Here is a 20,928-nt window from a genome sequence, read left to right on the forward strand (position 1 = left end):
TCAGCGGCGGGGTTTCTCGCGGCTGAGCCGGGTCATCAGCAGTGCCGCGCGCTTGATCTGGCGCGGGAAGCTGGAAAGGTCCACGCGCTCTTCGGGTGTATGATCGCCCGTGCTGCTCGGCCCCATGCCGGCCAGCCCGTCAACGTATTGCGCAACGAAGCTGATGTCGCCCGCGCCGCGCTTCAGCGGATCGAGCGCGGGCATCTTCGGCAGGTCCAGATCGGCGTTTATGGCGTTCAGCCTGTCCAGCAGCGCGCGGTTTCCGGCGGTGGGCATCATTGGCGGATAGCCTTCCTTGAACACGATCTTCGCGTCGGTCAGCGGCAGGTGCCGCGCGACGATTTCCTGCATCTTCGCTTTCACCCGCTCGATCTGGTCGGGCGTCAGCGCGCGGAAATCGCCCTTGGCTATGGCGACGGGCGGAATGATGTTGGTCTTGCCCGTTGCCGTGATCGTCGCTTCGTCGTCGCTCAGCTTCGTGGTCGCGCCTCCGGCGACAAGGCCGATGTTGAAGGTGAGGTTGGGTTCGGGCAGTTCCTTGCGGAAGCTGTCGATGATCCGCGCCAGTTCATAGACCGCGCCATAGCCGGTATCGTCCGAGAATATCCCGCTGGAATGGCCGGACTTGCCGGTGGCGGTGATGGTATAGCTGCCGGACGAGCGCCGTGCGATCGAGCCGTAATCCTGCCCGTCCAGCACCACCAGCCCTTCGAAATCCAGCGCGACGTCGGCGTGCTTCGCGGCTGAAACCAGGTCCGCGCGCGAGATGCTGATCGGTTCTCCCGCCGCTTCCTCGTCACCGGTAAGCACGACGGTGATATTGGCGTCTTTCAGCGTGCCCGCTGCCTTCATCGCGTTGAGCGCGGCCAGCATCACGACCATGCCGCCCTTGTCGTCCGCCGCGCCGGGGCCGTGCAGCTTTTCACCCTCCCGCGTGGCGCTCTGGAACGGGGAACCCGGTTCGAACACCGTATCGAGGTGCCCGATCAGCAGCATCCGCGTGGTGCCCGGCTTGCCCTTGTGCGTGGCGATCAGGTGCCCGGCGCGCTTCACCGCGTCCATCGGCACCCATTTCGTGGCGAAACCCAGCGCGGCGAGTTGGGGCGCCACCATGTCGCGCACCTTCTTCACGCCTTCGACGTTGCGCGTGCCGCTGTTCTGCGCAACCAGTCGCTCAAGCAGCGCCGTGTCCTGCGCAAGGCCCGCGTCGGCCGCTTTCACGATCGTGTGTTCCCGCGGCGAGAGCTTCGCGAATGCCGGCGTGGTGACGAGGATGAGCGGCAACGCCGCAAGAATTCTGCGCTTCATGGGCGCGCACGATAGCCGGACGGATAGGCCGCGCAAGGGGCAGGGCCGTTCGCCTTGCCCCTTGCGCTTCCTCCAGGGAATTGCGGTTACTTCAGTCCCAGCGCCTTGTCCTCGTTGGCGCGCTTGATGATGTACTGGCGGATATCCTCGACATCGTCCTTGCTGAGCGCGGACTTGAACGAGACCATGCCCTTGGCATTGTCACCGTGCATCAGCGCGCCGTCGATCACCACCGAACGGATGCCTTCGGGGGCGTTGATATAGACAGAGTGGCGCAGGTCCGGGTTAAGCCCGCCGGCAATCGCGCCGTCGCCGTGGCACACCACGCAATAGCGCCCGAACAGCGCGCCGCCGCGCGCCACCTGTTCTGCCGTGCCGGTGAACGGCGGCGGGTCGAGCGGCAGCTTGTTGTCGGGTGGCGACGCGGGCAGCTTGGCATCGCCGTTCAGCTTGAACACCATGATCCGGCTGATGTTGCGGATATTGCCCGACTTGGCCGAGAGTATCCCCGCGCTGACCGCATAGGAACCGCCCCAGCCGACCAGCACCGCAACGTATTGCTGCCCGTCCACCGAATAGGTCATCGGCGCGGCGATCACGCCGCTCTGCGTCGGGAAAGACCACAGCTTCTTGCCCTTGTCGGCGCTATAGGCATCGAACGTGCCCGCCGCGGTCCCCTGGAACACAAGGTTGCCCGCCGTGGCCAGCGTACCACCGTTCCACGGTCCCACGTGCTGCACGCTCCATGCCGGCTTGCCGGCAACCGGATCCCACGCCAGCAGCGAACCGGTGGTCATCTTCAGCGTCGCCGCGCGCACTTTCGGATCGGCCGGGAGCGATACCTTGGATACGTCCATCGCGACCTGGTATCCGATGTCGCTGGGCTTCCAGCCCTTGTCGGCGGCATAGCCCTGGACCACGTCGTTCACCGGAATGTAGACGAAGCCCGTCTTCGGGCTGTAGCTCATCGGATGCCAGCTGTGCGCGCCGGTCGCACCGGGCAGGCCGACGAAGGGCTTGCCGGTCTTTTCGTACTTCGCTTCTTCCGCGACGATCGGGCGGCCGGTCTTGGGATCGATGCCCGTGGTCCAGTTCTGCGAGACAAAGGGCTTGGCGGCGATGAACTGGCCGCTTGCCGCGTCGAGCAGGTAGAAATATCCGTTCTTCGGCGCGTGCATCACCACGTGGCGCTGCTTGCCGTCGATATCGAGGTCCGTGACCGTGATCTGGGCGTCGCTGTCGAAGTCCCAGCGGTCTTCCGGGGTTTCCTGGAAGTGCCACTTGTAAGCCCCGGTATCGGCATCCACCGCCACGACCGACGAGGTATAGAGGCTGTCGCCGTCACGTCCGTTTGCGGTGGGCACCCAAGGTTCGGCATTGCCGGTGCCGAAGATCACCAGGTTGGTTTTCGGGTCGTAAGTGATGGCGTCCCACACGGTGCCGCCGCCGCCCAGCTTCCACCATTCGGACTTGCCCCATGTCTTGGCCGCGGCTTCCATCGCCTTGGCGTTGGGGCCTTCCTTGGCGAACCCGTCTGCCGGGTTGCCGGGCACGGTGTTGAAGCGCCACACCTGGTCGCCCGTCTTCCAGTCGTATGCGGCAAGATAGCCGCGCGCCTTGTATTCGGCGCCGCTGCCGCCCAGCAGCACCTTGCCCTTCACCACGCGCGGGGCGACGGTGATGGTATAGTTCTGCTGGTCGGGCACCACGACCTTGTCGAACAGCACCTTGCCCGTTTTCTGGTCGAGTGCGACGAGCCGCCCGTCGAGCGTGCCGACGAACACGCGGTTGCCGTAAAGCGCCACGCCGCGGTTCACCGCGTCGCAGCAGGCGCGCACAAGCGTGCTGCGCGGTACCTTGGGATCGTAGGACCAGATCAGCTTTCCGGTCTTCGCGTCATAGGCGTTGACCTTGGACCAGGCGGTGCTGGTGTAAAGCACCCCGTCGTGCATCAGCGGGGTCGCTTCCTGCCCGCGCGCGGTGTCGAAATCGGCGTACCAGGCAAGGCCCAGCTTGCCCACGGTCTGGTCGTTCACCTGATCCAGCCCGGAAAACCGCGTCTCGTCGCGGTCGCCGCCATAAGTCAGCCATTCGCCCGCCGGCGTGTTTGCAATCATCGCGTCCGTCACGCCCGAGGTTGCGGCATCGGACGGCGCGCCCGCACCATCGTGCTTCGCACAGGCGGCAAGCGGCAACAGCGCAGCGGCTAACAGCAAGCGGTATTTCATCGGCAATTTCCTCTCCGTCACTCGAGCCGTTTTCCGGCCTCAAGGATCGCCCGGCGCGATTCGAGCGGGTTCATGCCACTGAAATGGCTTAGGGTGAAACCCCTAATCTTGCCGGGCCGTGCAAGAAGACGTGCTCTGGCCGATTTCGCGGCAGCCGGAGGCGGCGCCGCACATTGCCCGCTTGCCTTGCGCCGTCTTCTTGGTGACAAGAGTGTAAACAAGCAAACGGAAGAGGATTTCAACAAGGTCATGGCGGATTCGTCGTTCGATTATATCGTGATCGGTGCGGGCAGCGCGGGATCGGTCCTTGCCGCACGATTGAGCGAAGACCCGCAGACGCGCGTGCTGCTGCTGGAAGCGGGCGGCACGAATACCTCTGTCCTTGTCCGCATGCCCGCCGGCGTGGGCGCGCTGATCAAGCAGAAGGGCAAGCACAACTGGGGCTTCTGGACAGAGCCGGAACCGCACATGGACGGCCGCCGTCTGTGGCAGCCGAGGGGCAAGGGGCTGGGCGGCTCTTCTGCGATAAACGGCATGATCTATATTCGCGGCCATGCGCGCGATTACGACCAGTGGCGGCAGATGGGCCTTGAAGGCTGGTCCTATGCCGAGACGCTGCCCTATTTCAAACGCGCCGAGAATTTCCAGAACGGCGCGGGCGAATACCACGGCGGCGAAGGGCCGCTGGCCGTCAGCTGGGGCGAAAGGACGGGGCATCCGCTGTATCGCGCCAGCATCGAGGCCGGTATGCAGGCGGGGCACAAACTGACGAACGATTTCAACGGGTTCGAACAGGAAGGCTTCGGCAAATACCAGCTTACCATCCGCGACGGCCAGCGCTGGAGCGCGGCGCGCGGCTATCTTGCGCCCGTTGCGGACCGCGCGAACCTGACGATCGTGACCGGCGCGCGCACGCACCGCGTTACGATAGAGGACGGGCGCGCGACGGGCGTCGAATACAGTCTTGGCGAAGGCAAACCGGTCGAACGCGCCGGCGCCGCGCGCGAAGTGCTGGTCTGCGCCGGTGCGTTCCAGTCGCCCCAGATCCTGATGCAATCGGGCATCGGCAATCCCGATGCGCTGGCCGCGCACGGCATCGCCCCTGTGCTTGAACGCAAGGGCGTGGGCGAGAACCTGCAGGACCATCTGGACGTATCGCTCAACTGGGCGTGCCCGCAGCCGGTCACGATCTACAGCCAGACAAAAGGGCTGAAGCAGTTGAAGGTGGGGCTGCAATACCTGCTGACGGGCAAGGGCGCGGGGCGGCAGAACGGGCTGGAAACCGGCGCGTTCCTGAAATCGCGGCCCGACCTCGACCGGCCCGACCTGCAACTGCATTTCGTGCTCGCGATCATGCAGGACCATGCCAAGGTGCGCGCGAAGCAGGACGGTTTCACCATGCACGTGTGCCAGTTGCGCCCCGAAAGCCGGGGGCGGGTGTCGCTTTCGTCTGCCGATCCCTATTCCGATCCGTCGATCCTGATGAACTTCCTTGCGACCGAGGAAGACCGGCGGGCGGTGCGTGAAGGCGTGAAGATCGTGCGCAACGTGGTTGCGCAGCCCGCGTTCGATCCCTTCCGCGGCGAAGAACTGGTGCCGGGCGACGGCGTGCGGAGCGATGACGAGATAGACGCCTTCATCCGCGCCAGGGGTGAGACGATCTATCACCCGGTCGGCACCTGCCGGATGGGCGCGCCGGGCGATCCGATGGCCGTGGTCGACAAGGATTGCAGGGTGATCGGCCTCGACGGGCTGCGCGTGGTCGATGCATCGGTCATGCCCACGCTGGTTGGCGGCAACACCAATGCGCCAACGATCATGATCGCCGAAAAGATCGCGGACACGATCCGCGGCCGCGCCGCCCTGCCGCCTGAAGAGGTGCCTGTCGCGGCCTGACGGAGCCGCGAAGCGCCGTCAGCGTCTGGTCAGGCCCGGGGCGCTATCCTACCTTGTGGATGCGAAAGATGGGCGGGCCGTGCGGATACTGATCGTAGAGGATAACGAAAGGATCGCGAAGCTGACCGGGGCCGGGCTGGCGGCGGCGGGCTTTGCCGTCGATCTTGCGCCCGACCTTGCCAGCGCGGACGACGCACTTCGCCTGGCGCAATTCGATGCGTTGGTGCTCGACCTGGGTCTGCCCGATGGCGACGGGCTGGAGTGGCTTCGCGCAAGGCGCCGCGCGCACACGATTCCGCCCGCGCTGGTGTTGACCGCGCGCGGCGCGCTGGATGACCGCGTGGCCGGGCTGGATGCGGGCGCCGACGATTACCTGGTCAAGCCGTTCGAGGTTGCCGAAGCGGCCGCGCGGCTGCGGGCCTTGCTGCGCCGCCCCGGCACGCGGTCTGACGTGGAACTGGAAATCGGGCCGTTGCGCTTCGATACCAACCGGCGCGATTGCGTGGTCGACGGCAAGCGGCTCGACCTTGCCCGGCGCGAGGCCGACCTGCTTGAGCTGTTGATGCGCAAGGCGGGCAGCGTGGTCAGGCGGCAGGCGATAGAGGACGCGCTCTATTCGTTCGACGCGGCGGTTACTCCCAACGCGGTGGAGGCGACCGTATCGCGCCTGCGCCGCAAGCTGGACCAGGCCGGATGCGGTGACATGCTGCATACCGTGCGCGGTGTGGGATACCTGCTGGAAGAACGCGAATGAGCGATCGCGCCTCGCTCGAACGCCGCCTTACGGGCGGGCTGGCGCTGGTCGGCGCGCTGGGCGCGCTGCTGCTCCTGCTGTTCATCGCGATCGAATACGGGCTGACGCTGCACGTTCTGGCCGACCGGCACGAACTGCCGACGGTCGTTCACGAACTGACCGAACACGTCGTTATCCCGATCCTGGTGCTGATCGTGCCGATGACGCTGGCCGCGCGCTGGGTGATCCGCGCGTCGCTGCGCCCGCTCGAACGCCGGGCGCACGAAATAGACGAAGCCTCCGCGCAGGAACGTGGCTTCCGCGTCGATGTGACCAGCCTGCCCAGCGAAGTCCTGCCCTTTGCCGACGCGGTAAATTCCCTGCTCGACAGGATCGACGACGCCACGCGCGAACAGGAAGCCTTCGCCGCCGACGTCGCGCATGAATTGCGCACGCCGCTTTCGGTGCTGGCGCTGGAGATCGACCGGCTGGACCATCCGGCGGCAGAGCGGCTGCGCGATGACGTGGGCCGGATGCGCCGCCTGATCGACCAGTTGATGATCCTTGCCCAGCTCGACATCGATGTGCCGCAGGCTGACGATGCGCCGGTCGATCTGGTTTCCGTGGCAGAGGACGTGGCCAGCCTGATGGCGCCCATCGCGATCAAGCAGAAGCGCAACGTTGCCGTGGACGTCATGGAGAACGCCACGGTAAACGGCCGACGCGAAGCGATTGTGGCGGCGGTGCGAAACCTCGTCGAAAACGCGCTTCGCGTGACGCCCGAAAGCGGCACGGTCACGATTGTCGTCGGGCCGGGCCGGGCGATTTCCGTGCGCGACGAAGGTCCGGGGCTTGCCGAAGAGGCGCTGGAAATCCTGCGCAAACGCCACTTGCGCGCGGAAAATGCCAGCAGCCGGGGCGCGGGGCTGGGGCTGGCCATCGTTTCGCGCATTGCCGCCGCGCACCACGCGCGGCTGCTGACGCTGCCGGCCGAAAAAACCCTGCGCATCGCGTTCGGGTAATTTACCATACCGTCAGGCACCGGTCAGCTTGCGGGCCTAGTCCGGCGAGCATGACAAGGACAGGTGGACTTTTCCGGACAACCGCGGCCGCGCTTGCGCTGGCCGCTCTCGGCGCGTGTTCCGGCGGCGGCGACAGCGCTGCACCGGAAGCCAGGGCAAGTGTCGCGCCCGGTGTGATCGCGGTCAGCAAGGACCAGGAAACGCGCCTGGGCCTGAAGTGGGCGCAGGCGGCATCGGCAGGCCAGGCGGCGATCGCGTCGCTTGCCGCGACAATCGCCCCGCCGCCCAACGCCCGCGTCGCGGTTACGCCGCTTTATCCGGGGGTCATCAAGCGCATTTACGTTGCGCCGGGCGATACGGTTCGTGCCGGTCAGCCGCTCGCGCTCGTTTCCAGCCCCGACGTCCTGATGCGCGGCGCGGACCTTGCGCGCGCGCAGGCCCAGTTGCGCGTTGCCCAGGCCAATGCCGGGCGGCTTGGCAAGCTGGCGAAGGAAGGCGTGATCGCGGGCGCGCGGGCGGACGAAGCGCATGCCCGGCTCCGCCAGGCGCAGGTCGACGTAGCCGAACAGCAGCGCCTGATCGGCATGGCCGGCGGTTCGGGCCGTTCGGGGACTTATACGCTTTCCGCCCCGATTGCCGGGCGCATCTCTAAAATGACGGCGGAGGCCGGCAGCAGGGTGGACACGATGGAAGCGCCTTTCGTGGTCGATTCCGTCGCCGATTACGAGGTTTCGGCACAAGTGCCGCAAGACCTGATCGGCACGATCCGGCCGGGTATGACGGTGAAGGCCGGCGGCGTTTCGGGCAAGGTATCCTCTGTCGGCGACGTGCTGGACCCGCAGACCCGCGCCGCCACGCTGCGCGCGAAAATCCCGGCGGGTGCGGGCATCGTCAGCGGCGGATCGACCACTGTCACAGTGTTTGGCCCCGCGCCTGCTGGAGCCGTCACCGTGCCGGGAACGGCGGTGACCAACCTGGGCGGCAGCGACGTGGTGTTCGTCCGCGCCGGCGGCGGGGTTACACAACGCAAGATCAAGGCCGGGCCGACAGTCGACGGACGCACGCTGGTGCTTTCGGGCCTGAAGGTGGGCGAACAGGTGGCGGCAACCGGAACGAGCGAACTGAAAGCGCTCGTCCTGGCGCAGTAAGCCCATGCTGCGATCCCTCGTCGCTTTCGCGCTGTCCTATCGCGCCTTCATCGTCGCGGTCGCGCTGGTCGTGGCCGGGCTGGGGGCGTGGGCCTTTTCGAAACTTCCCATCGATGCCTATCCGGATATCTCCACCACGCAGGTCAAGATCATCCTGAAAGCGCCGGGCATGACGCCCGAGGAAGTGGAATCGCGCGTCATCACGCCGATCGAGATGGAGATGCTGGGCATCCCCGACCAGTCGATCCTGCGCTCCACCGCCAAATACGCGATTGCCGACATCACCATCGATTTCAAGGACGGCACCGATATCTACTGGGCGCGCCAGCAGGTGGCCGAACGGCTTTCGGGGGTGATGGGAGACTTGCCGGCATCGGTGCAGGGCGGCCTCGCGCCGATCTCCACTCCGCTGTCCGACATGTACATGTTCACCATCGACGGCCCGCAATCGCTGCAGGAAAAACGCACGCTGCTCGACTGGACGATCCGGCCAGCGCTGCGCACGGTTCCGGGCGTGGCGGACGTGAATTCGCTGGGCGGATTTGTCCGCACCTTCGAAGTGCGGCCCGATCCGCAAGCCATGGCTTCGGCGGGCATTACGATGGCCGATCTTCGCGGCGCGATCGAAAGCGGCAACCGCAACGACGGATCGGGAAGGCTCGCCACTGGCGAAGAGGCGCTGATCGTGCGCGCGGTGGGCGCGATCCAGACGCTGGACGATCTGCGCGCGGTCGTGCTGCGGTCATCACCCGCGGGCATCTTGCGCATCGGCGACGTGGCCACCGTCTCTACCGGCAGCCTGACCCGCTATGGCGCGGTAACCAAGGACGGCAAGAGCGAGACGGTGGAAGGGCTTGTCATCGCGCTTCGCGGCGCGGACGCGCGCGCCGTCGTCTCGGGCGTGAAGGCGCGCCTTGCGGAACTTGAGCCGAGCCTGCCGCCCGGAACCAAGCTGAACGTGTTCTATGACCGGTCGGACCTGGTCGAAAAGGCCGTGGGTACGGTGGAGGAAGCTCTGCTGGAAGCGACCGTGCTGGTCGTGCTGCTGCTGATCCTGTTCCTGGGGGACTGGCGCGCGGCGGGGATCGTCGCGGTCACGCTGCCCATGGCGGCGTTGATTACCTTCCTGGTGATGCGCGGCGTGGGGTTGACCGCCAACCTGATGAGCCTGGGCGGCCTTGCCATCGCCATCGGCATGCTGGTGGATGGCGCGGTCGTGGTGGTGGAAAATATCGTCGAACGGCTGGAGCACGGGGCCGATCATCCGGACAAGGGGCAGAAGCCGCGCCTGAACCTGATCTTCCGCGCGGCAGCCGAAGTGGTTGTGCCGGTGTTTTCCGGCATCCTGATCATCGCGCTGGTGTTCATGCCGCTGCTTTCGCTGCAAGGGCTTGAAGGCAAGTTGTTCGCACCGGTCGCGCTGACGATCGTGATCGCGCTTGCCGGATCCTTGTTGCTGGCGCTGACGGTCGTGCCGGTGCTCGCGTCGTTCGGGTTGCGCGGCCACGGCGGCAGCGATCCGTGGATCATGCGCAAGGTCGCGCCGCGCTATCACGCGCTCCTGCAAGGCGCATTCGCGCGCAAGAAGCTGGTCTATGGCCTTGCCGTGGGCGGTCTTGCGGTTGCGGTGGTGGCCTATGGCGCGGTGGGCAAGACTTTCATGCCGACGATGAACGAAGGCACGATCGTGATGCAGCTTACCAAGCTGCCGTCGATCGGGCTTGCCCACTCGCTCGAAGGCGACATGGCCGCCCAGCGCGCGGTGATGAAGGCGGTGCCCGAAGTCACCAGCGTCATCAGCCGCACCGGGTCTGACGAGATCGGGCTGGACCCCATGGGCCTTAACGAGACCGACAGCTTCGTGACGCTGAAGCCCCAGTCCGAATGGCGCGGCGGGATCGGGGATATCGTGGAAGGCATGCGCACGGCGATGCATGGCCTGCCGGGAATACAGGCGAGCTTCACCCAGCCGATCGACATGCGCGTGTCCGAAATGCTGACCGGCGCGCGCGGCGATCTGGCGATCAAGATCTTCGGGCCGGACCTCGATACCCTGGCGAACCTTGCCGGGCGTATCCAGAAGACGTTGCAAGGGATAGACGGCACGGCCGAGGCGATGACCATGGCCAACGACGAGGTCGACTATATGCGCATCGACGTTGACCGCGCGGCGGCGGGGCGCGTTGGCATGCCGGTGGACCAACTGGAGGATGCCCTGCGCGCGCAAGTGGAAGGGCTGCACGCGGGCGTCGTGGCCGAAGGGCAGAAGCGGGTGCCCATCGTCATTCGCGGAAACGAGGATATCCGCAACGATCCGGCCCGCTTTGCCAACCTGCAATTGCACACGCCCGCCGGCATGACCGCGCGCGCCAGCGATATCGCCACGGTCGAGCGCACGACCGGTCCGGTGAAGCTGAGCCACGAGAACGGATCGCGCTATGCATTGGTGCAGGCGTTCGTTTCGGGCCGCGACCTTGTCGGCTATGTCGATGAAGCGAAGGCGGCCGTCGCGAAGCAGGTGCCGCTTCCGGCGGGTTATCGCCTGGTCTGGGGCGGCCAGTTCGAAAACCAGCAGCGTGCCTCCGCGCGCCTGATGCTGGTGGTGCCCGCCGCGCTGGTGCTGATCTTCCTGGTCTTGCTGGCCACGCTGCGTTCGCTTCGCGCTTCGGCCCTGATCCTTGTCAACATTCCCTTCGCGATGGTCGGCGGGATCGTGTCGCTGTGGATTTCGGGCGAATACCTTTCGGTCCCGGCATCGGTCGGCTTCATCGCGCTGCTGGGTATCGCGGTGCTCAACGGCCTGGTGATGGTGTCCTATTTCCGCCAGCTGCGCGACGAAGGGATGGAGATGGCGCAGGCCGTTCGGCAAGGGGCGGAACGGCGGCTGCGGCCGGTGCTGATGACCGCCACGATCACCGCCTTCGGCCTTGTCCCCCTGCTGTTTGCCAGCGGTCCGGGGTCCGAAATCCAGAAGCCGCTGGCTATCGTGGTGATCGGCGGGCTGGTCAGCTCGACACTGCTCACGCTGGTGCTGCTGCCGATCCTGTTCGAACGATTTGGGGAAGCAAGGGGGAAGGAGGTGTCCGATGTCTAGCCTGCTGTTCACCGTCCACGCCCACCGTTCTGACGAGCAAGCGCTTGTCGATGCGCTGGCGGGCACTGCCCATGCGGCGATCCACGTGCGCAGGGAAACCGTGCACGGCAGCGATTTCAGCGACGCCAGCACGTCGGAAAAGGTCAGCGGCACGCTTGACCGGATCGCGCTTGAAGTCGTGATCGGCGAAGATGCGCTGGACGCGGCGGTTGCCGCGATCGGGGCTTGCCGCCGCGAATATCCGGCGCGCTGGATGGCGCAACCGCTTGCCGGATCGGGGCGGGTGGCATGAAGGCGCTGCGCACTCTTGCGGCAACGCTGCTGTCGGGCGCGTGCCTGGCGGGCCTTGCCGCCGTTCCCGCCCATGCGCAGGAACGCGCTGACCTGCCGCCGCCCGGACTGGTGGCAGAGACACTCGATACGCATCCTTCGGTGGAAGCCGCCGGTTCGGACGTCGATGCCGCGCGTGCCGATGCGAAGATGTTGCGCAAGGGCCCGCACGAAGTGACGTTCGTGGGCAGCTACATCCGCCGGACGGTGGATCGCGAAGGCGGCTTCGACGAATTCGACGGAACGCTGGAACGCGGCATCCGCCTGCCCGGCAAGGCGCGGCTCGATCGCGAGGCGGGCCGTCTGGGCGTGGAGGAAGCGCGGAACAACCATGAGGATGCGCGCCATCAGGCCAGCCTGATGCTGATGGACGCATGGCACGAACTTCTGCGCGCGGGCGCGCTGGCACAAGTCGACCGGGCCGAGGTGTCCAACTACGAAAAGCTGGTCCGGGCGGTGGAGCGGCGCCACCAGTTGCGCGACGCCGCGCAGCTCGATGTCGATCAGGCGCAGTCCGAACTGGCGCTGGCGCGCACCCGGCTGGCGCAGAGCGAAGCCGGTGTCTCCGCCGCAAGGGCACAGCTGGGCGGCCTGTTTCCTGCCTTGCCACTTCCCGAGTCGGTGCCCGAACCCGTTGCCCCGGAACTGCCGGTGGCCGGCGTTTCGACCTTGCGTGATCTCGTCGTTTCGCGCAGCCATGAAATCGCCGCGGCAGAACGCAAGGCAGAGCGCTATGGCGTTCTGGGTGAGCGCGCGATGCGCGACCGCGTGGCCGATCCTACCGTGGGTGTGCGGCTGTTCAGCGAACGCGGCGGGGCGGAACGCGGCGCGGGCGTTGTGCTGTCCGTGCCTATCGGTGGCGGATATCGCAGCGCGGCGGCGGAAAAGGCGGGCGCCGCGGCATCGCGCGCGCGGCTGGAAATGGTGAACGTGCGCCGCCAGGTGAACGCCACCGCAGATGTCGATGCCAGCAACGCCCGCGCGCTATACGCAGCGTGGCAGCGCGCACGCGATGCGGTTGCAAGCGCCGATTCCGCCGCCGGCCTTTCGCGCAAGGGCTATGACGCGGGCGTGGCCGACCTGGCGGACCTGCTGGTGGTGGAACGCCAGGCGCTGTCCGCGCGGCGGGCCGAAGTGGAAGCGCGGGTTTCGGCGCTGCGCGCGATCATGAAGCTGCGCGTCGATGCGCACGACCAGTGGGCGCCGCTTGACGACATGGATTGATCGCGCGCGCGTTTCCGCCTTGCCCCCGCACCGCCGCTGCGCCTAACCGGTTGCAAACAGCAACGCGGGAGTAAGGAATGGACCCGGAAAACCTGCCGGTGATCGTCGGCGTGGGACAGGTTAACGATCGTCCGCAGGATGCGGCCGGAGGGCTGAACCCTGTCGGCCTGATGGCGGCGGCGCTGCGCAAGGCGGAAGCCGATGCTGGCGCGGAAAGCCTGCTGGCCGATGCCGAATGGCTGGGCGTTGTGCGCCAGATTTCCTTCCCGGACATCAAGGATGCCGGGCCGCCCGTTGCCGAAGTGATCGGCGCGGATCGGGCAGAGACGTTCCAGACGCACGGACCCAACGGCGATAGTCCCGTCATGCTGCTGAACGAAGCGGCCAATCGCATCGGTGCGGGCGAGATAAAGGTCGCGCTGGTGGCAGGGGCAGAGGCCTTGCGCACCGCGGCGGCCAAAGTCGCGGCTGCCGAAGGCGGACGCAAGCTCGACGCCACGCGTGAGGCTTCGCACCGCAGGAAACTGGGCTATCCGCAAAGCCACGGCCTCGTCGCGCCGGTGGATGTCTATCCGCTATACGAAAACGCGCTGCGCGCATCGCTGGGCCAGTCGCTGGAAGAGGCGCAGGCCGAAAGCGGGGCGATCTGGTCGCTGTTCTCGCAAGTGGCGGCGGAAAACGAGAACGCGTGGATTCGCAATCCGGTGAGCGCGCAGGACGTTGTCACGCCGACGGAAAAGAACCGTCCCATCGCCTGGCCCTATACCAAGCTGCAGGTCGCCAACGCGGCGGTGAACCAGGGGGCGGGTTTCATCGTTACAAGCGTGGGCGAAGCGCGCCGCCGCGGCATTCCCGAAGCCAGGTGGATCTATGTCGGAAACGGCGCCGCCGCGCACGAATCGGACGATTTCATGGCGCGCGACCGGTTCGACCATTCGCCCAGCATGGAGGTTTCGATCCGTCGCACGCTGGAGCTCAATGCGCTCAAGCCGTCGGACCTCGACGTGGTAGAGCTCTATTCGTGCTTCCCCTGCATCCCCAAGCTGGCGCGGCGGGTGATAGACTGGCCGCTGGACAAGCCGGCCACGGTGTTCGGCGGGCTGACTTTCGGCGGCGGACCGATCGGCAATTACATGAGCCACGCGATAGACAGCATGGTTGACGTGCTGCGCGCCAAAGGCGGGACGGGGCTGCTTTTCGCCAACGGCGGGTTTGCAACGCACAACCACACAATCGCGATCAGCGGCAGGCCGATCCCGGCGGCGAGCTTTCCCAAAAGCTACGATTTCCAGGCAGAGGCAGACGCGGCGCGCGGGCCTATTCCCGCGATGGCAGAAGACTATGCTGGCCCCGCGACCATCGAGACGTTCACCGTGTTCCACCACCGTGACGGCACCCCGCGCGCGGGCGTGGTCGTGGCGCGCACCCCATCGGGCGAACGCACGCTGGCGCATGTTCCGGGGGACGACACGGAAACCATCGCCCGGCTGACGAGCGGCGAAACGGAGGCGGTGGGCACGGTGGGCACCATCGAACCGGGCGAACCGCTTCGCCGCTGGCGGTTCGCCTAAAGGCTCTCTGCAATCACGCCGGCGGCGAGCAGGACATCTATCTCGCTTTCGGCAAGTCCCAGCCGCCCGGCCAGGACGGCGCGCGTGTCCTCGCCCGAACGCGGTGGGGCATGGCGATAGGTTGCGGGGGTTTCCGAAAGCTGCGGCGGGAAACCCAGCACGCGCACTTCCGTCCCGTCGGACCGGGTCATCTCGCGCACCAGTCCGCGCGCGGCGATCTGCGGATCTTCCAGCACTTGGGGGATCGTGTTGACCTTGCCGCCGGGCAGCTTTGCCGCCTCCATTGCCGCAATCAGGTCGTCAGAGCGCCATTCGGCAATCGCGGAGGCAAGCGCTCCGATCATCTCGTCACGCCGCGCGATGCGTCCGGCGTTCGTGGCAAGGCCGGGGTCTTCGGCCATTTCATCCAGTCCCAGCAAACGGCAGAACTGGTGAAACTGCCGATCATTGCCCAATGCCACCAGCACCTGCCCGTCGCTGCAGGCAAAGTCCTGATAGGGCAGTACGGTGGGGTGGGCGTTGCCCATCGCTCGCGGCACCAGCCCCCCATTGAGCCACCCGGCAGACTGGTTCGCCGTCAGCGCCACCAGCGTATCGAGCAGCGCGTTGTCGATTCGCTGGCCCTGTCCGGTAACATCGCGGTGGTGGAGCGCGGCGAGCACCCCGATCGCAAGGTATAGGCCGGTGGTAAGGTCCGCTATCGAAACGCCGGCCTTCAGCGGGCCTGCCCCCGGTTCGCCCTCGGGTCGCCCGGTCACGCTCATCAACCCGCTCATCCCCTGGATCAGGAAGTCATAGCCACCCTTGTCCTTGTAGGGGCCATATTGGCCGAAGCCCGTGATCGAACCATAGATCAGCGCCGGATTGGTCTTGCGCAGGCTTTCATAGTCCAGCCCGTATTTCTCGAGCCCGCCCGCGCGGAAGTTTTCCAGCACGATGTCGCTGTCCGCCGCCAGTTTGCGCACAAGTTCCGCCCCTTCGGGCCGTGCGATGTCGATTGCGACCGAACGCTTGTTGCGGTTGGCGCACAGGTAATAGGCCGAATCGCCCGAACCGTCTTCAAGGAACGGCGGCCCCCATTTGCGCGAATCGTCACCGTGGCCCGGCTGTTCGATCTTGATCACTTCGGCGCCAAGGTCGCCCAGGATTTGGGAACACCACGGCCCGGCAAGAATGCGCGACAGGTCGAGCACGCGAATGCCGGCAAGCGGTCCGGCGGGTTTTTCGGATTCGGTCATCGCCCGCTTCCTTGAGCAAGCCGTGCTGCTGGTGCAAGGGTGCGCACGCATTGGAGAGACGGAGAATGACGATGCCCGGTGTTTGGTTCGACGAGCTTTCGGTAGGGCAGCGTTTCGATCACCCGATCCGCCGCACTGTGACGGATACCGACAATCTGCTGTTCACCACCATGACGCACAACCCCGCTTCGCTGCACCTGGATGCCGAGGCGATGAAGGACAGCGAATTCGGGCAGATCATTGTCAATTCGTGCTTCACGCTCAGCCTGATGGTGGGCGTTTCGGTAGGCGATACCACGCTGGGCACGGCAGTCGCCAACCTTGGCTGGGACGAAGTGCGCTTTCCCAAACCGGTGTTCATCGGCGATACGCTGAACATCGTCACCGAAGTGCTGGAACTGCGCGATTCGAAATCGCGCCCCGGTGCGGGGATCGTCACCTTCCGGCACGAGGCATGGAACCAGCGCGGCGAACTTGTGGCGAGTTGCAAGCGTTCGGGCCTCCAGCGCAAGAAACCGGCCGACTGAGCCAAAGCCTGCTTGACCGGGCCGGACGCGCCCATACAAGTGGCAAAGCGCAACGCAATTTTTGGGAGAAGCGCATGTACAGTCACATGATGGTGGGTTCGAACGATATCGCCCGCTCGAAGAAGTTCTATGACGCGGTGTTTTCCGCGATTGGCGGCAAGCCGGGCATCCAGGATGAAAAAGGCCGCCTGATCTATATGCACAAGGGCGGTACGTTCCTTGTTACCGCGCCGATCGACGGGCAGCCCGCAACCCACGCCAATGGCGGCACCATCGGCTTTGCCATGGATACGCCCGAACAGGCCGATGCCTGGCACAAGGCCGGCATCGATGCCGGCGGCAAGGCGATCGAAGATCCGCCGGGGCCGCGCGAAGGCAGCCCGTTCTATCTCGCCTATTTGCGCGATCCCGATGGCAACAAGCTTTGCGCCCTGCACATGCTGGGCTGATCGATCCTATCCCCCTCCCGCTTGCGGGAGGGGGATAGCCATACCTATCCGCGGACCTGTTTGGCGATGGCGTCCAGCAGTCCGTTGACGAACTTCGCTTCTCTCGCCTCGAAAAAGGCGTGCGCGACATCCACGTATTCGCTGATCGAACTGGCCTTGGGCACATCGTTGCGCGCGGCAAGTTCATAGGTGCCGGCCCGAAGGATCTGCAGCATCGTCTTGTCCAGCCGGGACAGCGACCATCCGTCCGCCAGCCGCCCCTCTATCAGCGCATCGAGTTCGGTGCGGCGGGCGTCCACGCCTTTCACCACATCGTCGAAAAAGGCGACGTCGGCCTCGGCGTATTGGTCGTCCTCAATTTCCGCACCAAGGCGGTGCATGTGAAATTCGTCGAGCAGCAGCGCCATGGGGGTCTTCTCCATGTCGAGCTGGTAGAGCGCCTGCACCGCGGCAAGGCGGGCGGCGGAACGGGCTTGCGATCCGGTTTTCATTGGGTTTTCTTCATTCGCACCGCGCCAAGATAATCGCGCTTGCCCACGTTCACGCCCTTCCACCGGGCGATGTCATAGGCAGTGGTGATGTGGAAATAGAAGTTGGGCAGCGAGAACGAGAGCAGGAAGTCTTCGGCAAGATAGGGAAACGCCCGCTCGCCAAAGCGAAACTCTGTATCGCGGCCTTCAAGCGCATTGATCCGGTCGGCCGGCATGGCCTCAAGCGCGGCGATGGTCTCAGCGATCATCGCTTGCTGTTCGGCAAAGGTCGCGGGTGGGGTGGTGGTGTCGGGCGAGAACGATCCCGCTTCGGTGCCTTCGATGGCGCCCAGCGAATGCACTTTCGCGGACTTCACCTGATAGGAAAAGTCCAGCATGTCGTCGGTCAGTTTCGCGGCGGTGATTTCCGCGTGGTCGAGGCCGTTCGCGTCGCAATGCGCTTCGGCCTTCGACAGCACGCCCGAAAGCGCGCGCAGGCCGCGAACGAAATCGGGGATCAGGATCGCGTGGAGGGTAAGGCTCATGGCTGGCTCTCCTTGGATTGGCTGGCATTCAACTGGCTGGGCAGGCGCAATGCGACAGAGCGGGCGTGCGCCGCAAGCCCTTCGGCCTCGGCCAGCGCAACGGCTGCGGGGCCGATCGCGGCCAGCGCCTCGTCATTCGCGGCGATGAAGCTGGTGCGCTTCATGAAATCCAGCACCGAAAGGCCAGAGGAAAAGCGCGCGCGCCGCCCGGTGGGCAGAACGTGGTTCGGCCCGGCAACGTAATCGCCCACCGCTTCGGGCGTCATGCGGCCAAGGAATACCGATCCGGCGTGGCGGATGCCTTCGAACAGCGTTTCGGCATCGACCGCCGCGATCTCCACGTGTTCGGCCGCCAGTGCGTTGGCCAGGCCGGGCGCTTCGGTCAGCGATGGCACCACGATTACCGTGCCGTGGGCCTCCCAGCTTTCGCGCGCCGCCTTTTCGGTTGGGAGCCTGACGAGCTCGTCTTCCACCATCGCGATCACGGCCTTTGCAAAGTCCGCATCGTCGGTAATCAGGATGGATTGCGCGGCGGGATCGTGTTCGGCCTGCGAAAGCAGGTCGGCGGCGATCCAGCGCGGGTCGTTGTCACTATCGGCAATCACAAGGATTTCGGACGGCCCCGCCACCATGTCGATGCCGACAACACCGTAAAGCTGGCGCTTGGCCTCCGCGACATAGGCGTTGCCCGGTCCGGTGATCACGTCCACCGGCGCGATGTTTTGCGTGCCATAGGCGAGCGCGGCAATCGCCTGCGCACCGCCCACGCGCCACATCTCGTCCACGCCTGCCAGATGCGCGGCGGCGAGCACCAGCGGATTGACCGTGCCGTTGGGCGTTGGCGTTACCACCACCAGCCGTTCGACGCCCGCAACCTTGGCAGGAATAGCGTTCATCAGCAGCGAGGAAGGATAGGCCGCGCGGCCGCCCGGCACATACAGGCCCGCGCCATCGACTGGCCGCCAGCGCGCGCCAAGGCGCATTCCGGTGGAATCGGTATAGTCGCGGTCTTCGGGAAGTTGCGCTTCGTGATAGGCGCGGATGCGGCTCGCCGCGGTTTCCAGCGCGGTGCGCAGTGACGGATCGAGCGCGTCGAAGGCGGCGCGGCAGTCCTGCGCCGAAATCCGCCAGCCGTCTCCTGCCGGGCGGTGCCCGTCGAACCGTTCGGTGAAATCCGCCAGCGCATCATCGCCGCGCGCGCGGACGTCGGCGATGATTGAGGACACGGCCTGGGCCACATCTCCCCCGCTCTCGCGCCTGTCGGCAACAAGGCGCGCGAACGCCGCGGCAAATCCGGGATCGCGGGCGTCCAGCAGTTGCATCAGGCGGCGGCCTTTGGCGCGGAAAGCTCGCGGAACGCATCGATCATCGCGCCGATTCGTGCGCTGTCTTTCTTCAGCGCCGCGCGGTTGACGATCAGCCGCGCCGATACGGGCATGATCTGGCTGGTTTCGACAAGGCCGTTGTCCTTCAGCGTGCGCCCGGTGGAAACAAGGTCGACGATGCGGCTGGCAAGGCCCAGCGAGGGCGCCAGTTCCATCGCGCCGTTCAGCTTCACGATCTCTGCCTGCACGCCAAGCCGTTCGAAATGGCGGCGGGTGAGGTTGGGATACTTGCTGGCGACGCGCGCGTGGCTTTCGCGGAAGACAGGCTCTGCCCCGTCAGTCAGCGCCACGGGTTCCGCCACCGAAAGACGGCAATGCCCGATGTCCAGATCCACCGGCGCATAGAGGTCTGCATAATCGAATTCGTCGATCACGTCGGACCCCACGATGCCCAGATGCGCCGCGCCGTGCGCGACGAAGGTCGCCACGTCGAATGCGCGCACGCGGATCAACGACATATCGGGCCGGTTGGTGGCGAATGACAGCGCGCGCGACTTCTTGTCGTGGAACTCGTCATCGGGCACGACACCGGCACGCGCGAGCAGGGGCAGCGCCTCTTCGAGGATGCGGCCCTTGGGCACGGCGAAAACAAGCTTGCTGGCGGCGTTTGACATGGCCGCGCACTTACGGTCCGCAAGGGCAAAGGGCAAGCATCGGTAAGGATCGGCGGCGATGGCGGATAAGTATGCGTTCTTCGACATGGGCGAAACGGGGGCCGATGCCGTCGCCAGGGCATTCGCCAACCAGATCGCCTATTGCAACGCCAGTGGCGCTCCGGTCACGGGACGGGTCTGCGCCGCGCTTGGCGCGCTGGTCGCGTCGGATGAGCCGGGCGAGTTGCTGGGCCGGGTGCGGGGCTGGCAAGGCGCGCCGCTGGCGGACGCGCTGCCGCTGCGGATCGCGGGTGGCATCCATTCGCTGCACCTGTCGGGTGCGGAACCTTCGCTGGCACAGCTTTATGCGGGCAACGGCGGGATAGACGACGTGGCGATCGTGGCCGGCGCGATCCGTCGCCATGAAGCCGCGTTGCTGCCATGGCTGGACGGGCCGCCGCAGACCAACGAGGCGGGCCGTTCCGCGAACTTCATCGCCGCGATGCTGTGGCTGGCGGACAAGGGATTGCCACAGCGCTTCCAGTGCCTTGAAATCGGATCGAGCGCGGGGATCAACCTGATGCTGGCGCGCTATCGCTATGATCTTGCAGGCGTGGAAGTGGGGCCATCACCGGGCGCGATGCACTTTACGCCCGAATGGCAGGGCAATCCGCCACCCGCGCATCCCATTGAAATCGTATCGGCCAGGGGCTGCGACGTCGCGCCGGTGGATCTGACCGATCCGGCGCAGGCGCTGCGATTGAAGGCCTATATCTGGCCGGAACACACCATTCGGTTCGAACGCATGGAAGCCGCGATTGCCGAAGCGGCCAAGTCCCCACCCGACATCACGCCTATCAACGCGGCGGACTTTGTGGAGGCTGAACTGGCCAGGGCGCAGGAACCGGGCGTTACGCGCGTACTGATGCACTCTATCGTGTGGCAATATGTGCCCCCCGGCCAGCAGGATCGCGTGACAGCGGCAATGGAAGCGGCAGGCGCGCGGGCCACGCCGGAAAGGCCACTGGCGTGGATCGCGCTGGAGGCCAATCGCACGTTGCACCGGCACGAACTGGTGGTGCGATACTGGCCGGGCGGCGGAGAGGGGACGCTGCTCGCCCGCGCGCATCCGCACGGCGCGAATGTCGACTGGCTGGTTTAGGTCCT

The 20,928-nt window shown here is 65.9% G+C and carries 18 protein-coding genes; 11 read left to right on the forward strand and 7 right to left on the reverse strand.

Annotated features, from left to right (window positions below):
* Together RXV95_RS04695 and RXV95_RS04700 are read right to left on the reverse strand one after the other, a co-directional pair.
* On the reverse strand, nucleotides 1-1,308 hold the full coding sequence (locus RXV95_RS04695; RefSeq protein WP_338467852.1) for a M20/M25/M40 family metallo-hydrolase: 1,308 nt from the start codon (nucleotides 1,306-1,308) through the stop codon (nucleotides 1-3).
* 86 nt (nucleotides 1,309-1,394) lie between these two features.
* On the reverse strand, nucleotides 1,395-3,536 hold the full coding sequence (locus tag RXV95_RS04700; protein WP_338467853.1) for a PQQ-dependent dehydrogenase, methanol/ethanol family: 2,142 nt from the start codon (nucleotides 3,534-3,536) through the stop codon (nucleotides 1,395-1,397).
* A 249-nt stretch (nucleotides 3,537-3,785) separates the two neighbouring features.
* On the opposite strand from RXV95_RS04700, the gene RXV95_RS04705 reads away from it, so the two are divergent.
* The 8 genes from RXV95_RS04705 to RXV95_RS04740 all read left to right on the forward strand — a co-directional run bounded on the left by RXV95_RS04705 (nucleotide 3,786) and on the right by RXV95_RS04740 (nucleotide 14,554).
* Nucleotides 3,786-5,432: a choline dehydrogenase gene (locus RXV95_RS04705; RefSeq protein ID WP_338467854.1), complete on the forward strand. Its 1,647-nt coding sequence runs from the start codon at nucleotides 3,786-3,788 to the stop codon at nucleotides 5,430-5,432.
* Nucleotides 5,433-5,511: 79 nt separating this feature from the next.
* Nucleotides 5,512-6,186: a response regulator transcription factor gene (locus RXV95_RS04710; protein WP_338467855.1), complete on the forward strand. Its 675-nt coding sequence runs from the start codon at nucleotides 5,512-5,514 to the stop codon at nucleotides 6,184-6,186.
* Complete coding sequence (locus tag RXV95_RS04715) at nucleotides 6,183-7,187, forward strand: ATP-binding protein (protein ID WP_338467856.1); 1,005 nt, start codon at nucleotides 6,183-6,185, stop codon at nucleotides 7,185-7,187. Before RXV95_RS04710 ends, RXV95_RS04715 begins: the two co-directional genes overlap by 4 nt.
* A gap of 50 nt (nucleotides 7,188-7,237) precedes the next feature.
* A complete protein-coding gene (locus RXV95_RS04720) occupies nucleotides 7,238-8,335 on the forward strand; it encodes an efflux RND transporter periplasmic adaptor subunit (protein WP_338467857.1) in 1,098 nt (365 codons plus the stop codon).
* Nucleotides 8,336-8,339: 4 nt separating this feature from the next.
* On the forward strand, nucleotides 8,340-11,429 hold the full coding sequence (locus RXV95_RS04725) for a CusA/CzcA family heavy metal efflux RND transporter (RefSeq protein WP_338467858.1): 3,090 nt from the start codon (nucleotides 8,340-8,342) through the stop codon (nucleotides 11,427-11,429).
* Nucleotides 11,422-11,721, forward strand: a complete 300-nt coding sequence (locus RXV95_RS04730) for a DUF3240 family protein (protein WP_338467859.1) — start codon at nucleotides 11,422-11,424, stop codon at nucleotides 11,719-11,721. The genes RXV95_RS04725 and RXV95_RS04730 overlap by 8 nt, the downstream gene beginning before the upstream one ends.
* Nucleotides 11,718-12,983 carry a TolC family protein gene (locus RXV95_RS04735; protein WP_338467860.1) on the forward strand — a complete coding sequence of 422 codons (1,266 nt, stop codon included), beginning with the start codon at nucleotides 11,718-11,720 and terminating at the stop codon, nucleotides 12,981-12,983. Before RXV95_RS04730 ends, RXV95_RS04735 begins: the two co-directional genes overlap by 4 nt.
* Nucleotides 12,984-13,060: 77 nt before the next feature.
* Entirely contained in the window at nucleotides 13,061-14,554 is a 1,494-nt protein-coding gene (locus RXV95_RS04740) for an acetyl-CoA acetyltransferase (RefSeq protein WP_338467861.1), read from the forward strand.
* Here the strand turns inward: RXV95_RS04740 and RXV95_RS04745 are convergent.
* The gene (locus tag RXV95_RS04745; protein ID WP_338467862.1) at nucleotides 14,551-15,792 is read right to left on the reverse strand and encodes a CaiB/BaiF CoA-transferase family protein; all 1,242 of its coding nucleotides are present in this window, start codon (nucleotides 15,790-15,792) and stop codon (nucleotides 14,551-14,553) included. The genes RXV95_RS04740 and RXV95_RS04745 overlap by 4 nt on opposite strands.
* 50 nt (nucleotides 15,793-15,842) lie before the next feature.
* Between RXV95_RS04745 and RXV95_RS04750 the strand changes: the two genes are divergently transcribed.
* Together RXV95_RS04750 and RXV95_RS04755 are read left to right on the forward strand one after the other, a co-directional pair.
* A complete protein-coding gene (locus RXV95_RS04750; protein ID WP_338467863.1) occupies nucleotides 15,843-16,319 on the forward strand; it encodes a MaoC family dehydratase in 477 nt (158 codons plus the stop codon).
* A gap of 74 nt (nucleotides 16,320-16,393) precedes the next feature.
* Nucleotides 16,394-16,768 (forward strand): VOC family protein, encoded by a 375-nt coding sequence (locus tag RXV95_RS04755; RefSeq protein ID WP_338467864.1) that lies wholly within the window; start codon nucleotides 16,394-16,396, stop codon nucleotides 16,766-16,768.
* A gap of 44 nt (nucleotides 16,769-16,812) precedes the next feature.
* Here RXV95_RS04755 and nusB read toward each other — a convergent pair whose 3' ends face one another.
* Genes nusB through hisG form a run of 4 tightly spaced genes read right to left on the reverse strand, consistent with a single transcriptional unit; the run spans nucleotide 16,813 to nucleotide 19,782 of the window.
* Entirely contained in the window at nucleotides 16,813-17,259 is a 447-nt protein-coding gene (gene nusB / locus RXV95_RS04760; RefSeq protein WP_338467865.1) for a transcription antitermination factor NusB, read from the reverse strand.
* Nucleotides 17,256-17,783 (reverse strand): DUF1993 domain-containing protein, encoded by a 528-nt coding sequence (locus RXV95_RS04765; protein WP_338467866.1) that lies wholly within the window; start codon nucleotides 17,781-17,783, stop codon nucleotides 17,256-17,258. The genes nusB and RXV95_RS04765 overlap by 4 nt, the downstream gene beginning before the upstream one ends.
* Nucleotides 17,780-19,105, reverse strand: a complete 1,326-nt coding sequence (gene hisD, locus RXV95_RS04770) for a histidinol dehydrogenase (RefSeq protein ID WP_338467867.1) — start codon at nucleotides 19,103-19,105, stop codon at nucleotides 17,780-17,782. The genes RXV95_RS04765 and hisD overlap by 4 nt, the downstream gene beginning before the upstream one ends.
* Entirely contained in the window at nucleotides 19,105-19,782 is a 678-nt protein-coding gene (hisG, locus tag RXV95_RS04775) for an ATP phosphoribosyltransferase (protein WP_338467868.1), read from the reverse strand. Before hisG ends, hisD begins: the two co-directional genes overlap by 1 nt.
* A gap of 58 nt (nucleotides 19,783-19,840) precedes the next feature.
* On the opposite strand from hisG, the gene RXV95_RS04780 reads away from it, so the two are divergent.
* Complete coding sequence (locus RXV95_RS04780; RefSeq protein ID WP_338467869.1) at nucleotides 19,841-20,923, forward strand: DUF2332 domain-containing protein; 1,083 nt, start codon at nucleotides 19,841-19,843, stop codon at nucleotides 20,921-20,923.
* Nucleotides 20,924-20,928 lie beyond the last annotated feature (5 nt).

Origin of the sequence: Novosphingobium sp. ZN18A2 (genome assembly GCF_036784765.1) — a bacterium.
Classification (GTDB): Bacteria; Pseudomonadota; Alphaproteobacteria; order Sphingomonadales; family Sphingomonadaceae; genus Novosphingobium.

Bases quoted from the DNA above. Each gene is read 5' to 3' on its own strand.
- RXV95_RS04695 (WP_338467852.1), bottom strand. From the start codon at position 1,308: ATGAAGCGCAGAATTCTTGCGGCGTTGCCGCTCATCCTCGTCACCACG.
- RXV95_RS04700 (WP_338467853.1), bottom strand. From the start codon at position 3,536: ATGAAATACCGCTTGCTGTTAGCCGCTGCGCTGTTGCCGCTTGCCGCC.
- RXV95_RS04705 (WP_338467854.1), top strand. From the start codon at position 3,786: ATGGCGGATTCGTCGTTCGATTATATCGTGATCGGTGCGGGCAGCGCG.
- RXV95_RS04715 (WP_338467856.1), top strand. From the start codon at position 6,183: ATGAGCGATCGCGCCTCGCTCGAACGCCGCCTTACGGGCGGGCTGGCG.
- RXV95_RS04720 (WP_338467857.1), top strand. From the start codon at position 7,238: ATGACAAGGACAGGTGGACTTTTCCGGACAACCGCGGCCGCGCTTGCG.
- RXV95_RS04725 (WP_338467858.1), top strand. From the start codon at position 8,340: ATGCTGCGATCCCTCGTCGCTTTCGCGCTGTCCTATCGCGCCTTCATC.
- RXV95_RS04730 (WP_338467859.1), top strand. From the start codon at position 11,422: ATGTCTAGCCTGCTGTTCACCGTCCACGCCCACCGTTCTGACGAGCAA.
- RXV95_RS04735 (WP_338467860.1), top strand. From the start codon at position 11,718: ATGAAGGCGCTGCGCACTCTTGCGGCAACGCTGCTGTCGGGCGCGTGC.
- RXV95_RS04740 (WP_338467861.1), top strand. From the start codon at position 13,061: ATGGACCCGGAAAACCTGCCGGTGATCGTCGGCGTGGGACAGGTTAAC.
- RXV95_RS04745 (WP_338467862.1), bottom strand. From the start codon at position 15,792: ATGACCGAATCCGAAAAACCCGCCGGACCGCTTGCCGGCATTCGCGTG.
- RXV95_RS04755 (WP_338467864.1), top strand. From the start codon at position 16,394: ATGTACAGTCACATGATGGTGGGTTCGAACGATATCGCCCGCTCGAAG.
- nusB (WP_338467865.1), bottom strand. From the start codon at position 17,259: ATGAAAACCGGATCGCAAGCCCGTTCCGCCGCCCGCCTTGCCGCGGTG.
- RXV95_RS04765 (WP_338467866.1), bottom strand. From the start codon at position 17,783: ATGAGCCTTACCCTCCACGCGATCCTGATCCCCGATTTCGTTCGCGGC.
- hisD (WP_338467867.1), bottom strand. From the start codon at position 19,105: ATGCAACTGCTGGACGCCCGCGATCCCGGATTTGCCGCGGCGTTCGCG.
- hisG (WP_338467868.1), bottom strand. From the start codon at position 19,782: ATGTCAAACGCCGCCAGCAAGCTTGTTTTCGCCGTGCCCAAGGGCCGC.
- RXV95_RS04780 (WP_338467869.1), top strand. From the start codon at position 19,841: ATGGCGGATAAGTATGCGTTCTTCGACATGGGCGAAACGGGGGCCGAT.